Below are 13,989 nucleotides of genomic sequence, written 5' to 3' on the forward strand. Positions count from 1 at the left end.
TAGTTGAAGCGCACAGGCGGGATTTAACCGGCCTGCACGCATCCCGCTATGTGAAACAGCCGCCACTTTCACCACGACGGCGTTACTCGCCCGGGCTCTTAGGCGCCCGAAGCCGGTGGTGCGGTCGGCGGCGGAGGTACCTGGCCGTCGTCGTGCGCGTTGCCTGGGTGCGGTGCGGATTGCGCCCCCGGCGTATAGCCCTGACCGGCCCAATCCTGCTGGGCCGGCTGGGCCGACTGGCCAGGCTGCGGCGCCGCGTAACCCTGCTGGGGAGCCGGGTAACCCGGCTGGTCCGACTGCGGCTGCGGAGCCGCGTAACCGGCCTGCCCCGGGCCATTCATGCCTTGGCCGTACGCAGAGGCGCCTGCGAGCGCCGGCGACTGCCGGGCTGACTTCCGGCGCAACAGCACGAACAGCAGCACCAGTGCCGCGGCAATCACCAGCACGGCCACGAGGGTCCAGATGATCCACATCGGGATGCCGGCATTGGCCTCGGCCTTTACCTGGACGGCGGTCTCCTTGATGGACAGCATGTCGAATGTTGCCGTGTTGCCATCCACAACGGCTCCCTTGGCCTCAACGATCTTCCCGGGGAAGGTGAACTTGACGGACGCTTCGTCGAACATCGACTTTGCCATGCTGGATGCCTGGGGATCGCTGCTATCAGCTCCCGTGACACTTCCCATGGAAATGACGTAGAAGTCTCCCTCCCTTTTCAGGTCAAAAGGGTTCTCCGAACTGGACGATTCGGCCAGCTTGGCCGGGTCAATATTCACCGCGGTGATCCGCTTGCCCTTGTACTTGTCGTCCTCGTAGTCCACCACGGTGGCGCCCTCAGGAATATCCATCTCCTGGCTGCCGCCGCTGTTGGACTTCATGAAGTCATCGAAGGACTTGTCTCCCAGAACCGACTTTTGGATTGCGTACACAACCTCGTAGTCGACACTTTTCTCGTTGTTGACCTTGACTGACATGTTGATCTTGACGCATCCGGTCAAGGCCACCATGACGGCAATCAGCACACCGAGCACGCCCATGGCGCGTTTTACGTTCATGTTTTCTTTCCCCCATTCATCCCCTGCACGAGTGAGTGCTCGAACAGCGTATCCCTGCCGTCCACGCCCTGCCACACGCTGCGGGTCTAGCATGGCTTCATGACTCCCGCGCAACGCCTCCGGCAGATCGCAAACGTCCTGAACCTGTCCACGCCGCTGGGACTCGCGGTGGCTGTTACGTCGCGCTCGAGGCTTTCGCGCGGGCCACGCGGCCTGCTGATAGCGTCCGGTTACCACTGGAAGCTCCCCCATGCCGGGGCTTTCACCGTTGGCAACGTGATCCTGTACCGGGCACCCTACGGTGTTGCTGGAACCAACCCAGTGCTCCTGGGCCACGAAGAACGGCACAGCACGCAATACGCGTATTGCCTTGGGCTTCCGTTCCTTGCCCTTTACGGCGCCGCGGCCTGCTGGTCGATGGTCCGGACCGGGAACCCGGGACTGGCGAACTGCTTCGAGCGCCAGGCCGGGCTTGAGGCAGGCGGCTACATCGAATCCAACAACCGCCGGCAGGACCACCCTGCCCATGATCGAATCGAGGCTTAGCCATGGAACGAACCATCACCGTGACGGGTACAGGGAGCGCAACGGCTGCTCCGGATCTGGTAACGCTGACTCTCGGCGTGGAGACGCGACGGGAAACCGCGGCGAAAGCATACGACGACGCCGGCAGGTCGGCGGCCGCCGTCGCGGCAAGTCTGCGTGCTGCGGGCGTCCCGGACGCGGACCTTCGGACGAGCGGGCTGAACCTGCGGGCCGATGTGGCGTGGGTTGAAGGGCAAGGCCAGAAGGTGACAGCCTACGTAGCGTCCACGACACTGCACGTCGGCATTCGATCCCACGCGGGCGCGCCGGCGGCCATCGCTGCAGCCGTCTCGGCCGGCGGTGATGACATCCGGATCAACGGCTTGGAACAGGGCCTGGCAGATCCATCCCGGACCACGGCCCAGGCACAGGAGGCGGCCTGGCTGGATGCCTTGGCCAGGGCCGAACAGTACGCGACGCTGGCCTCGTGCCGGCTGGGCTCCGTGGTTTCCATCTCCCAGCAACCGGTACACAGCGGCCCGGTTCCCATGGGTGGCATGGTGCGGGCGTCCTATGCCGCGGAGATGCTTCCGGTTGAGGCGGGCGAATCGGTAATCTCCGCCAGCATCACGGTGGAATGGGAACTTATCTAGTGGATTGCGCCGGCGGGCAGCTTGGAATCCTCGTGCGTGGCCAGTGCAGTGCGGACAATTTCGGCGATTCCCTCGGCGGTCAGTTCCAGCGGCATTGATGGGGCTGCTCCTCCCGGGGCCACCTGTTCCGGAAGATAGGGAACGTGGACGAAACCGCCCCGAATGCCCGGCCGGACCGCCAGTGCATGCATCAAACCGTAAAAGAGGTGGTTGCACACGTAGGTGCCCGCCGACTGGGAGATTTCACCTTTTATCCCCACGATCTGGAGATTTCTGAGCGCGGCCTTGATCGGCAGGCTGGAGAAGTACGCCGCAGGCCCTCCCGGGACCACCTCCTCATCTATGGGGCGTTGTCCCTTGTTATCCGGAATCCTGGCGTCGTCACAGTTGATGGCGACGCGTTCCAGCGATATCCGGTCCCGGCCGCCGGCCAGGCCCACGCAGACCACCACCTCCGGGGCGAGGCGGGAAATGGCCTTGTTGAGTATCCCCAGCGACTCACCAAAAACACATGGCAACTCGATGGCCTCCACGGCCAGCCCCTCTGCCTGGAGGCTCTCCTTGGCGAGCTGGACGGCAAGCCAGGAAGGGTTCACCGTTTCCTGGCCAAACGGTTCGAAACCCGTAAGCAGAATCATGGGCCCACCTTAGCAACGAGGGGCCCGTGCAGTGGGGTACGGACATTCGGGGGCCTTGACATTGGTTCGAACATACATTCGAATGGAGTTCATGAGATGGGACGCACAAGCACTTTCACCGACGCGTGAACCGGCACCGGAAGCGGATGGCGGCACCGCTCCAAGCCCTGCCCCGGCGATGGATGCGTTGTTGCCCTTGGCCGGGCTTGTGCGTTCCGTCTCTACACCCGAATTCTCCGGAGTCACCTTCCATGAGGTCACCGCAAAGTCAGTGCTCAACAAGGTGCCTTCGGGTTCGAACATGCCGTTTGAATGGACAGTCAACCCTTATCGCGGGTGCAGCCATGCGTGTGTCTACTGCTTCGCACGCAAGAGCCACACGTATCTGGAATTCGATGCGGGCCGGGACTTCGATTCCCAGGTAGTGGTCAAGATCAATGCTGCCGAGGTACTCCGCAAAGAACTTGCCAAGCCCTCTTGGGGTCACCACCAGGTTGCACTGGGCACCAACACAGACCCGTATCAGAGGGCGGAGGGCCGTTACGCCCTGATGCCCGGGATTATCCGGGCCCTTGCGGACTCGGGCACGCCGTTCTCCATCTTGACCAAAGGCACACTCCTGGCGCGGGACATCCCCCTGCTCAAGCATGCCGCCACCCAGGTTCCCGTAGATCTGGGCATTTCCCTGGCCATGACCAACGAGGACCTCGCCGCGCTCATCGAGCCGGGCACTCCCTCCCCCAGGGCCCGGTTGAAACTCATTGCCCGCCTCCGCGAGGCCGGCTTGGGATGCGGTGTCATGGCGATGCCCATCCTGCCGTGGCTCACCGATTCCGACGAAGCCCTGGACTCCCTGTTCGCCGGATTGGCCCAGGCCGGTGCCACAGGAGTATCCGCAGGAGCCCTCTACCTCAAACCCGGCACGCGAGAGTGGTACATGAATTGGCTGGCCGCCCAGCACCCCGGCTTGGTGGGCAAGTACCGGCGCCTCTACGGCAATGGTTGGTACGCGTCCAAGGAATACCGCGCATGGTTGAGCGGCAGAATCAGTCATTTCAAGGCGAAGTACGGCTTCACAGGAAGCTCCGGATTCAGCCATCGGCATGCCCGGCAATCAGCTTCCCCGGCTGACGTCCGGACGGCGAATCCCGCCGTTCACCTCCCGGGACAACAGCCTCTGTTTTAGCCCTGTCGGCCAGTCTCAGGCGGGCATGGATACCCGCTGCAGGAGCGCACGGACAATCGGAAGATCTGCCGGTATCCACGCCAGGCCAAGCGCTTGGTCAGGATCGGCAAGCGAAACCCACTGAAGTTCGTCATGGTCTTCCAGGGGCAGCGGTTCACCAGCGGTCACTTCGGCAAACCACACGCGCATGGAGGCCCGCTCGTTAAGAGTCCACCCGCCCGGCTTGCCCGATTCCAGCTCCGGGCCAAGCTTGACCTGCACCCCCAACTCCTCGGCGAGTTCGCGGTGCAGCGCCGCTTCCGGGGCTTCGCCGGATTCAACCTTGCCGCCGGGAAACTCCCACATGCCCGCAAATTGGGGCGGGGCGGTGCGACGGGCAACCAGCAAACTGCCGGGGGCTTCCAAAGAGTCGACGACGGCGGCACCCACGACGTTTATCAATGCAGTCACCGCAACAGTCTAGGGGCTGGATAGCTGAGGGGCTGGATAGTCTACGGACGCCTGCCCATGGGCATGGTCACATATGTAGTGCCCTGCCCCAGCGGCAAACTAGACTTGTTATCGGATTTTCTTCCATTTCTCCCAGCTTGTAAGACGCCCCCGAAGCAGGTCTATGTCTATCACCACGTCCCAGCCCGTCGCCGCCAAAAAGTCCCGACGCCACCTTGGCTTGGCCATCCTGGCTCTGGCCATGGGCGGATTTGCCATCGGAACCACCGAGTTCGCCATGATGGGCCTGCTGAAGGAGGTCGAGGAGGGTCTCGGCATCAGCACCCCCGAAGCGGGAAACCTCATCTCGGCGTATGCCCTGGGTGTCGTGATCGGCGCACCGGTCTTTGCTGCCCTGGGGGCCAAATTGCCCAGGAAGAACCTGGCCTTGGGCCTCATGCTGTTCCTGGCGCTGGCGAATCTGACATCCTTCATCGCCCCCGACTACGGCCTGATGCTGTTGTCGCGGTTTGCCTCCGGGCTCCCCCACGGAGCCTTCTTCGGGGTGGCGGCTGTCATTGCGGCCGGCCTTGTGGCACCAACCAAACGCGGCTGGGCCATTTCCATGGTCATGGCCGGGCTGACGGTCTCCAATGTCATCGGTGTGCCGCTGGCCACCTGGGTGGGACAAACCTTCGGATGGCGGCTTCTCTTCGTCATAGTGGGCGCCATCGGCCTGCTCACTGTTGCCATGGTGTGGAAGTTTGTCCCCTTCGAAGCCGCGCATCCGGATGCCAGCATCCGTCGGGAACTCGGGGCGCTCAAGCGGCTCCAAGTGTGGCTGGCGCTGCTCATCGGCATCATCGGCTTTGGAGGATTCTTCGCCGTGTACACCTACATCGCCCACACGATGACGTCCGTGGCCGGCATCCCGGAGAACCTTATTCCCGCCGTCGTTGCCCTCTACGGGCTCGGCATGGTGGTCGGCAACATCATCGGCGGCCGGTTGGCAGACAAGTCCGTGATGGGCACCATTTACTGGGTCATGCCCGGCATTGCAGCCGCCTTGGTGGTTTATGCCATCGCAGCCCATTGGGCGTGGTCCGCTTTCGTCATGGCTTTCGTCGTCGGCGGCATCGGTTCCATGCTTACTCCTGCTTTGCAGACCAGGCTTCTCGATGCGGCCCCGGGAGCGGCCTCGCTGGCCTCCTCGCTGAATCACTCAGCCCTTAACATAGCAAACGCTTTGGGCGCCTTCCTCGGCGGCACAGTCATCGCATGGGGCTGGGGTTACGTAGCCCCGGCCCTGGTGGGAGCCGTCCTCGCCATCCTCGGACTGGTGGTAGCCGTAATCAGCGGTGCGCTTGAACGCAGGAAAGCACTGGCTGCCTGATCCATCGGCCAGCGTGGCTTTCTGGAAATCGAACCGGCACTTAAAAAATGAATGGCTCCGCCTGCGCGGAGCCATCCATTTTTAAGCCCTTGAACGTTGCAGGGTTGCCCGCACTAGGCCTGGGCCTGGACCCGCTCGATGTCAGGTTCAAGATAGATGACCCGGGCAATGGGAACGGCCGCACGGATCCTTTGCTCGGCGTCGTCGATTCCCTTGGCGATCTCCTCGCCTGTTTCAGAAGCACCCATGGAGATCTTGGCTGCAACCAGCAGCTCTTCGGGTCCGAGGTGCATCGTCTTGAGGTGGATGATCCTGGTTCCACCCGCCTGCAGTGCTTCGGAGATGCGCTGGACGTCTTCCTTGGTCGCGGACTCCCCCAACAACAGGGACTTGGTTTCCATCGCCAGGACCACGGCAATGGCGACCAAGAGCAGGCCAATCATCGCTGTTCCGAGGGCATCCCAGACGCCGTCACCGGTGATCAGCGTCATGCTGACACCAAACAGTGCGAAGACCAGGCCCAGCAGCGCACCGAAGTCCTCCAGGAGGATGACCGGCAGCTCGGGCTGCTTGGCGTTGCGGACAAACTTCACCCAGCTCTGCTTGCCGCGGATGTGGTTCGATTCGATGATCGCCGTCCGGAAGGAGAAACCTTCAGCAATGATCGCTCCTACCAGGACCGCCAGCGGAACCCACCAGAAGCCGCCCTCGATGCCGTGCGGGTGTTGGAACTTCTCCCAGGCCTCGTAGAGGGCAAACAGACCGCCGACACTGAACAGCACAATGGAAACGATGAAGGCGTAGATGTAGCGTTCGCGGCCGTAGCCGAACGGATGTTCCGGGCTGGCTGCCCGCTTGGAACGCTTACCGCCCACCAGCAGCAGGATCTGGTTGCCGGAGTCGGCAACCGAGTGGATTGCCTCGGCGAGCATGGACGATGACGCGGTCAGGAAAAATGCAATGAATTTCAGAACAGCGATGGTTAGATTTGCGGCGAGGGCCGCAACAATCGCTTTGGTACCGCCACCAGCAGCCACGAAAGCTTCACCTCTTCGGGTTTGGGAAAGAATGGAAATGGCCAAGAAGAGTCGTCATCGTCTGATCTTGCAAGCAATACCGTACCCGGCAGCGCGGTGTTTACGCATTCCCCACTCGGGCGCCCTGCTGCGAACGCGCGCTTGCGTAGAGACACACAGTGGCTGCGGTGCCCAGGTTCAGGCTCTCGGCCGCACCGTACACGGGCACGGCAACACGGTGATCGGCCAAAGCAAGTTCATCCTCTGACAGTCCTTGGGCTTCGTTCCCGAAGAGCCACGCTGTTGGCGCCTCCAGGGCATAGTCCGACGCAACGGAATCGTTCCCGAGCCTCCGTGCTGCGTTCTCGTCCTGGAGCTTGTCCAGATTGAGGGTTCCATAGCCGTCAGCGGCCAGGATGCCTATCCCCCGCTCCCGGCACTGCGCCACAAGTTCCTCGACGTCCGCACCCAGTACCACCGGCAGGTGGAACAAGGATCCGGCGGTGGACCGTACGGCCTTGGGGTTGTAGATGTCCACGCTGGAGCCGGTCAGGACCACGGCGTCTGCTCCTGCGGCATCGGCGGCGCGGAGCACGGTTCCGGCATTGCCGGGGTCGCGCACCTGGCACATGACCGCAAGAAGCTGCGGACCGGCGTCGAGCACTGACTCCAGGCTGACGTCGACAAAACTGCAGACTGCAACGATCCCCTGCGGGTTGACAGTGTCCGCCATGGCGGAGAGTACTTCGTCGCTCGCCAACCGCAGCAAAGTCCCTTGTGCAAGGTCGGCAAGTTCGGGGAGGCGGTCAAGGCACGCCTCGCTGGCGAAAACTTCATGAACGACGGCGGGTCCGCCCGCCGCTGCCCGCTCGCGGTGCAGGGTCAATGCCTCGCGCACCGCCTGCGGCCCTTCGGCAAGGAACCGCCCGCGTTTTAAACGCGCCGGGCGCCCGGCAAGCTTGGCGACATCCCTCACCCGATCTGCTCGGGGGTTGGTCATCGGAAAGTCTTGCGGGCGCCCGGTTTCGTTCATATAAAGAACTTTAGTGGCAGTTGCGACTAGTTCTTGATCTGCTGGCGGGCTTCGCCGCCGGCCGGCTCGAAACCGGCAGCCTTCGCAGCCTCAACCGTGGAGAACCAGTATTCAGCAGCGGTGGTGTTGTACCAGGTGGAACCCGGAACGTGGTACTTCTTGGACTCGGCGTTGCCCTTGATGGCGTAGCCCTCCGGAGCCTCGTCACCATTGGCGGCAACTGCGCCGTCGATGGCCGGCTTGTCGGAAACGACAGCCTTGACAGCAGGAGCCGTAGCAACAGCCGGAGCAACCTTGGCCTTCGGAGCAGCCTTGGCAGCCGGAGCGGAGGTGTCGGCCGGCAGGGCAGCCTTGGCAACGTTCACCAGAGCAGCGAAAGCGTTGGCGTCGGAAACAGCAAGCTCAGCGAGCATGCGGCGGTCAACTTCAACCTCAGCAGCCTTGAGGCCCTGGATCAGACGGTTGTAGGTGAGGCCGTTGGCGCGGGATGCAGCGTTGATGCGCTGGATCCAGAGGCGACGGAAATCGCCCTTCTTCTTACGGCGGTCACCGTAGCTGTACACAAACGAGTGCAGCAGCTGCTCTTTGGCCTTACGGTACAGGCGCGAACGCTGACCGCGGTAACCCTTGGCGCGTTCGAGGACAACCCGGCGCTTCTTGTGGGCGTTTACCGCCCGCTTCACACGTGCCACGTGCGTACTCCTTCAGAAATCTTTATCCCAAGCTGCTACTGCCGGAAACCCGGCCGGCCTGAGAAGGCTTTTGGTGTAGTCGGTCCCTGCCGGATGGCAGTAACCAAAGAACTTGGAACTTAGACGCCGAGCATCTTCTTGATGACCTTGGCGTCGCCCTTGAAGACGAGCTTGTCGCCGGCGAGGCGACGGGTCAGCCTGGAGGACTTGTGCTCCAGGTAGTGACGGCGGTTGGCCTGCTGACGCTTCAGCTTGCCGGTACCGGTCAGCTTGAAGCGCTTCTTAGCACCGCTGTGGGTCTTCATCTTCGGCATGGGAACCGATCTCCTTACGTATCCACGGACAAGTCCGCGATTCTATCGCGCAGCCGGCCACCAGGGGCCGACGTGCTGGTTGCTTGCCGGTGGAGGCCAGGGCCTCCGCGGCGTTGAACTAATTGGTCTTACGTGTTGCAGGCTTCGGCGCGGCCTTGGGGGCCGCGGGCCGGGCTGCCGGCTTGGGAGCTGCCGGCTTGGCGACAGGCTTCGGGGCCGCAGGAACTGCGGGCTTCGGGGCCGCAGCCGGCACAACAGGCTTCGGAGCTGCCTCCACCGGAGCAACCTTGGGAGCCGGAGCTGCCTTGGGTGCCGGTGCTGCCTCGGGTGCCGGTGCTGCCTTGGGAGCCGGAGCTTCCTCAGCAACGGGTGCTTCCTCCGTTGCTTCCGGTGCCTCTTCCACAACCGGAGCCTCAACCACAGCTTCTTCGACAACCGGCGCTGCTTCAGCTGCGGGTGCCTCGGTTGCTGCCGGTGCTTCCTGCTTGGTTTCCTCTTCGGAAACCTTGAAGCCTTCGGGCAGAAGGTCGGCAAGGCTCTGCGTCAGCGGCGCCTGCTCCCCCGTGGTGTCAACGCGTCCTGCGGCCTTGGCCTCATTCTGGGCCTTGGCTTCTGCACGCTGGCTGGCACGACGGGCTTCAGCCTTGGCTTCGGCCTTGTTCTTCAGAGGACCGATCACCATGACCATGTTGCGGCCATCGATGCGCGGGCTGGACTCGATGACGCCAACCTCGGCCACGTCTTCTGCGAAACGCTGAAGCAAGCGGATGCCCATTTCAGGACGCTGCTGCTCACGGCCACGGAACTGGATCATGGCCTTGACCTTGTCACCGGCTCCGAGGAAGCGAAGGGCGTGCCCGCGCTTGGTCTCGTAGTCGTGCTTGTCGATCTTGAGACGGAAGCGGATTTCCTTCAGAACCGTATTGGTTTGGTTCTTGCGGGCTTCGCGGGCCTTGACGGCGGCTTCGTACTTGTACTTGCCGAAGTCCATCAACTTGCAAACAGGAGGCTTAGCCTGCGGCGCAACTTCAACGAGATCGAGATCGGATTCGGCAGCAAGACGCAATGCGTCCTCGATGCGGACAATTCCTACCTGTTCGCCGGCAGGGCCGACCAGCCGCACCTCGGGGACGCGGATACGCTCATTGATTCTTGGCTCGCTAATGTTAAAGCTCCTGTGGTTGTGGTGGTGTCACCGGCAAATAGAGAAGGCCCCCAATTGCTGGCGCAATCGAAGGCCTCGAAGATCGGATTCACTTTCCCAATGGAAAGTGCGCACTTCCGGGATCAACCCTGAAGTGTCCGACCAGGTACCCGGCAACCTCTTGTCCCACAAGGGGATCCTGTCCCCGAAGGGAAACGGCTGACGCGGGTGGGAGAGAACTCCGCTTGCAAACTGAAAGTCAATTCTACAGAAACAACCCGCCAAGCGCACATTGCGAGCGGCGGGACTGTTGACTGCGATGGTTCACTGTGGATGACCACACTGTGAATGACCACTTGAATAACGACTTCCAGTCGGTCTGTGACAAGCTTACCAGTATGAGCACTGAAGACAGCAACTCCCGCAATTCCTTCGGCGGAGACTCCCCCGCCGCCGACGCCGGAGTCTCCCAGCAGATCCGTGACATTGCCGAGGTCCCGGCAGTGGAGGTCATCACTACCGGCGCCGTGCACCTCATGAGTGCGGCCGCGGTCAAGGTCGGGCTTGCCGACGATCCCAACGCCGAGGACCTCAAAGACCTGGACGAAGCCCGCAAGTTGATCACCGCACTCGCCGGTTTGGTCTCCGCAGCCGCGCCCGAAATCGGATCCCAGCACGCCGGACCGTTGCGTGATGGCCTCCGCTCACTCCAGCTTGCGTTCCGCGAGGCATCCACCATTCCGGATGCCCCGGGCAAGGGCCCGGGCGAAAAGTTCACCGGACCTGTGAACTGACTGCAACTGCCTGAATAATCATCGACGGCGGGTCGACCATCAGTGGTCGGCCCGCCGTCGTCGTCTGGTGCAGGTAGCCTCAGACCCGGGCCGCGCGGCGACGGATGGACATGAGGACCAGCCCGGTGGCGCACAGCGCCACACCGGCGATCCCTACCGCTGCGAAGCCGCCCGACGGACCCACAGTGTCGATGAAGACCCCTGCCAGGGGCGCACCCAGAGCGACACCGGCGGTCAGTGCAGAGCCGTACCAGCCCATTGCTTCGCCACGGCGGTCCTCTTCCACAAGGTCGGCGACCTTTTCGGAGGACGCGGACAACACTGGTGCGCACAACAGACCGGGCAGGAGCGAAAGGAACGCCAGGGTCCAGGTGTCCTGGGCAAAGCCCATCGGAATGGTCAATGCCGCCATGCCCAGCAGGAGGAGCATGGGTGAGATGGACCGCTTCATGGAACCGTAGATGAGACCACCTACCACCGACGCGGCGCACCAAAAGAAGAAGACAATGCCGATCTCATTTTGATGGCCGCCGCGTTCCAGCAGCCCCACGATGCTGACGTCGGACCCACTCAGCACCATGCCCGAACCTGCCGCTACTGCGAAGAGCGCAGCAACAGACACAGTGAACCATGTGAAGTTCCTGGCCACCCGGCTCCGGAGCCCGGCCGTGCGCGAGGTGGCAGACGCCATTTCCGAGGCCGCTTCCTGAACATGTGCAGGAGCCGAAGCCACCATGGCCGCCTCCGCGGCCGCAAGATCGGCCGATTCCCGATCGGCGGACTCCTCCGGCGTGCAGGCTGCCTCGCTTCTGGTGGGCGGATTGAACCACATCAGGAAAAGGCCGGCCACAGACACGGAAATACCAACGGCGGTCAGGCCAAGCGCCGAGTAGCCGCTTGTTGCCACCACGGCTCCGACAGCCGGACCAATCATGAAAACAAGCTCGGTGGCGATGGAATCCAATGCAAAAGCCGAACGCCGCTGCTCACCGTCCACCATGACGCCCAACGATTGGCGGACAACACTGAAGATCGGCAGCGTGAAAAGGCCCCCGATGAACACCAGCGGCAGCAGCCATTGATACGACACGTGCGGGACGATCGACCAGATGACGGTTTCGGAAACAACCGACGGGATCAATGCCTTCCGCAGCCCCACCGTGTCTACCCTGCGGCCACGCCACGGCGCACCCAGGGCAATGCCGATGGTCATGACCGCCGCTGCCGCGCCCGCAGCCGCATATCCCTGGCCAAGCGTCAGGACAATATGCAAGGTCAGGAGCACTCCGGCGGCGGAATGCGGAATACGGGCAACCATCCCCACAATCAGCAGCCGCCGGACAGGGCGTATTGACAGCATCTCTTTGTAGAGAGCGAAGTTCACTGGCTCTATCCTCTTTTCCCCGGGCAGCCCCGGGGAACGGGTGCTGCCATTAGCGCGGCGCGGGCTCCTGTGCCGCACGCTGCAGTTTCACTTCCATGGAATCAACACCTTCGGCAAAGGAATCCATCCGTGCCCACGCATCGTTCAGTTGGGCCACAAGCGTTTGTACAGCTGCTGCGTCCAGCCCGTCCTCGAGGAAGAGCACTACGCGCAGTTCAGGGCCGGCGCCACCACCTTGCACCTGGCGGCCACCAGCTGTGAGAGAGACAACGCCGCCACCGGCTTGCGTCTCCAGACGGCGGACCGCGGCAAAGGTGGATACCGTTGAAGCGAGAGCAGTCTCCAGTTGATCATCAAGGTATGACGGCGTCCAGTCCTTCTGCTGCGCAAGCGCCCACATGGCTGGGCGTCGCACGACGAAGGCAAAATCGGAGCCGGGGTCCAAAACCAGCAGCTGGGCACCTTCGGAAACCGCAGAAAGTGCCGCCCGTGCAGCGTAAACAGCTACCGGCCGGGCCTGGGGGTGCCAGGCCTCCAAAGCAGCCGCCGAGGTGAACACCGGCATTGCCGTCCGGCCATCGGGGGCCTTGAGTGTGACCAATGCCATATCTGCCTGCTTGTCGGCATGCAGGCCCTCCACCCCTTCGGCTTCCTCGGCCAACTGGGCCACCACCGGAACGAACACCCGTGCCGTCGCCAGTGCGGCCACAACCCCAGCCTCGCCACCGGTTCCGTTGATCAGCGCCGCGATGGCCGCGAGATAACCGGCGTCCGCAGTTCCATCGTCATCGTCGAAATTGTGGATTTTGGCGTCGTCGCCAGCCAGGCTCCTGCCTGCCCAGGGCTGGCCGGCTGAGTCCGCGGCTCCCCCGGCACCTGCCAAAGCCGCGGCGATGTGGCCTGGCAGCTCACGCTTCTCCGGCTGGCTTGGCTCTGCCGCATCGGCTGAATGGCGGCCCATCAGCGGCGGCCGGCCACGTCCAGGGCTTCGGGCAGGGTGAAGGCGCCGGCATACAGGGCCTTGCCCACAATCGCGCCCTCGACACCCAGCGGCACGAGTTCACGCAGCACGCGAAGATCCTCCAGGCTGGAGATGCCGCCCGAGGCCACCACGGGCTTGCCGGTCTTCTCCACCATCTGGCGCAAAAGATCCACATTGGGGCCCTGCAGCGTGCCGTCCTTGGTGACGTCCGTCACCACGTAGCGGGCACACCCTGCGTCCTCAAGACGGGCCAGAACCTCCCACAGGTCGCCGCCCTCTTTTGTCCAACCGCGGCCGGCAAGAGTGGTCCCGCGGACATCAAGCCCGACGGCGATCTTGTCACCGAAGCGGTCGATCGCCCGCCGGGTCCACTCAGGGTTTTCCAACGCTGCCGTACCAAGGTTTACCCGGGCAACACCCAATTCCAGGGCCCGCTCAAGTGACTCATCGTCGCGCAGACCGCCCGAAAGCTCCACCTTGACGTCGAGCTGCGACACCACCTCGCTGATGAGGGCTGCGTTGTTGCCGCGGCCAAAGGCGGCGTCGAGGTCAACCATGTGGACCCATTCCGCACCGTCGTTCTGCCAGTTCAAGGCTGCCTCAAGGGGCGTCCCGTAACTGGTTTCCGAACCCGCCTCTCCTTGCAGGAGGCGCACCGCCTGGCCGTCAACAATATCGACAGCAGGCAGGAGTTCCAGTACGGACTGGGAGGAGGTGGTCATGAGTGTCCTTGGAGTTGAGGGATCGCTGG

General features: G+C 63.0%; 16 protein-coding genes. 5 read left to right on the forward strand and 11 right to left on the reverse strand.

From position 1 onward, the window contains the following. Nucleotides 1-98: 98 nt before the first annotated feature. Entirely contained in the window at nt 99-1,055 is a 957-nt protein-coding gene (locus IEY62_RS04755) for an LppM family (lipo)protein (protein ID WP_189014507.1), read from the reverse strand. Between the two features lie 99 nt (nt 1,056-1,154). Here IEY62_RS04755 and IEY62_RS04760 point away from each other — a divergent pair, with 99 nt between their 5' ends. Both IEY62_RS04760 and IEY62_RS04765 read left to right on the forward strand, forming a co-directional pair. Beyond that, nucleotides 1,155-1,601, forward strand: coding sequence for a hypothetical protein (locus tag IEY62_RS04760; RefSeq protein ID WP_189014509.1), 447 nt, complete (start codon nt 1,155-1,157; stop codon nt 1,599-1,601). Between the two features lie 2 nt (nt 1,602-1,603). Next, entirely contained in the window at nt 1,604-2,233 is a 630-nt protein-coding gene (locus IEY62_RS04765) for an SIMPL domain-containing protein (protein ID WP_189014511.1), read from the forward strand. Here IEY62_RS04765 and pcp read toward each other — a convergent pair. Further along, the gene (gene pcp, locus IEY62_RS04770) at nt 2,230-2,871 is read right to left on the reverse strand and encodes a pyroglutamyl-peptidase I (protein WP_189014513.1); all 642 of its coding nucleotides are present in this window, start codon (nt 2,869-2,871) and stop codon (nt 2,230-2,232) included. The two genes, IEY62_RS04765 and pcp, sit on opposite strands and share 4 nt — an antisense overlap. A gap of 91 nt (nt 2,872-2,962) precedes the next feature. Here pcp and IEY62_RS04775 point away from each other — a divergent pair, with 91 nt between their 5' ends. After that, entirely contained in the window at nt 2,963-4,057 is a 1,095-nt protein-coding gene (locus tag IEY62_RS04775) for an Rv2578c family radical SAM protein (RefSeq protein ID WP_189014515.1), read from the forward strand. A 15-nt stretch (nt 4,058-4,072) separates the two neighbouring features. Here the strand turns inward: IEY62_RS04775 and IEY62_RS04780 are convergent, their stop codons facing one another. Next, nucleotides 4,073-4,507 (reverse strand): (deoxy)nucleoside triphosphate pyrophosphohydrolase, encoded by a 435-nt coding sequence (locus IEY62_RS04780; RefSeq protein ID WP_189014517.1) that lies wholly within the window; start codon nt 4,505-4,507, stop codon nt 4,073-4,075. A 163-nt stretch (nt 4,508-4,670) separates the two neighbouring features. Here IEY62_RS04780 and IEY62_RS04785 point away from each other — a divergent pair, with 163 nt between their 5' ends. Beyond that, nucleotides 4,671-5,879, forward strand: a complete 1,209-nt coding sequence (locus tag IEY62_RS04785; protein ID WP_189014519.1) for an MFS transporter — start codon at nt 4,671-4,673, stop codon at nt 5,877-5,879. A gap of 113 nt (nt 5,880-5,992) precedes the next feature. Here IEY62_RS04785 and IEY62_RS04790 read toward each other — a convergent pair whose 3' ends face one another. The 5 genes from IEY62_RS04790 to infC all read right to left on the reverse strand — a co-directional run bounded on the left by IEY62_RS04790 (nt 5,993) and on the right by infC (nt 10,057). Next, nucleotides 5,993-6,916, reverse strand: coding sequence for a cation diffusion facilitator family transporter (locus IEY62_RS04790; RefSeq protein ID WP_189014521.1), 924 nt, complete (start codon nt 6,914-6,916; stop codon nt 5,993-5,995). A 100-nt stretch (nt 6,917-7,016) separates the two neighbouring features. After that, nucleotides 7,017-7,928, reverse strand: coding sequence for a TrmH family RNA methyltransferase (locus IEY62_RS04795; protein WP_189014523.1), 912 nt, complete (start codon nt 7,926-7,928; stop codon nt 7,017-7,019). Between the two features lie 26 nt (nt 7,929-7,954). Next, nucleotides 7,955-8,620 carry a 50S ribosomal protein L20, sunset domain variant gene (gene rplT / locus IEY62_RS04800; RefSeq protein ID WP_189014525.1) on the reverse strand — a complete coding sequence of 222 codons (666 nt, stop codon included), beginning with the start codon at nt 8,618-8,620 and terminating at the stop codon, nt 7,955-7,957. 119 nt (nt 8,621-8,739) lie between these two features. After that, nucleotides 8,740-8,934, reverse strand: coding sequence for a 50S ribosomal protein L35 (rpmI, locus tag IEY62_RS04805; protein ID WP_011774324.1), 195 nt, complete (start codon nt 8,932-8,934; stop codon nt 8,740-8,742). Nucleotides 8,935-9,052: 118 nt separating this feature from the next. Next, nucleotides 9,053-10,057 (reverse strand): translation initiation factor IF-3, encoded by a 1,005-nt coding sequence (gene infC / locus IEY62_RS04810; protein ID WP_229785082.1) that lies wholly within the window; start codon nt 10,055-10,057, stop codon nt 9,053-9,055. Nucleotides 10,058-10,476: 419 nt separating this feature from the next. Here infC and IEY62_RS04815 point away from each other — a divergent pair, with 419 nt between their 5' ends. Beyond that, nucleotides 10,477-10,872, forward strand: coding sequence for a DUF1844 domain-containing protein (locus tag IEY62_RS04815; RefSeq protein WP_189014527.1), 396 nt, complete (start codon nt 10,477-10,479; stop codon nt 10,870-10,872). A 79-nt stretch (nt 10,873-10,951) separates the two neighbouring features. Here the strand turns inward: IEY62_RS04815 and IEY62_RS04820 are convergent, their stop codons facing one another. The 3 genes from IEY62_RS04820 to priA are packed head-to-tail and all read right to left on the reverse strand — an operon-like array spanning nt 10,952 to nt 13,960. Further along, nucleotides 10,952-12,256 carry an MFS transporter gene (locus IEY62_RS04820; protein ID WP_189014529.1) on the reverse strand — a complete coding sequence of 435 codons (1,305 nt, stop codon included), beginning with the start codon at nt 12,254-12,256 and terminating at the stop codon, nt 10,952-10,954. A gap of 49 nt (nt 12,257-12,305) precedes the next feature. Beyond that, nucleotides 12,306-13,217, reverse strand: a complete 912-nt coding sequence (locus tag IEY62_RS04825; RefSeq protein WP_189014531.1) for an SseB family protein — start codon at nt 13,215-13,217, stop codon at nt 12,306-12,308. After that, nucleotides 13,217-13,960 carry a bifunctional 1-(5-phosphoribosyl)-5-((5-phosphoribosylamino)methylideneamino)imidazole-4-carboxamide isomerase/phosphoribosylanthranilate isomerase PriA gene (gene priA / locus IEY62_RS04830; protein ID WP_189014533.1) on the reverse strand — a complete coding sequence of 248 codons (744 nt, stop codon included), beginning with the start codon at nt 13,958-13,960 and terminating at the stop codon, nt 13,217-13,219. Before priA ends, IEY62_RS04825 begins: the two co-directional genes overlap by 1 nt. Nucleotides 13,961-13,989 lie beyond the last annotated feature (29 nt).

This window comes from Paenarthrobacter histidinolovorans (genome assembly GCF_014647595.1).
GTDB classification, from domain to species: Bacteria; Actinomycetota; Actinomycetes; order Actinomycetales; family Micrococcaceae; genus Arthrobacter; species Arthrobacter histidinolovorans.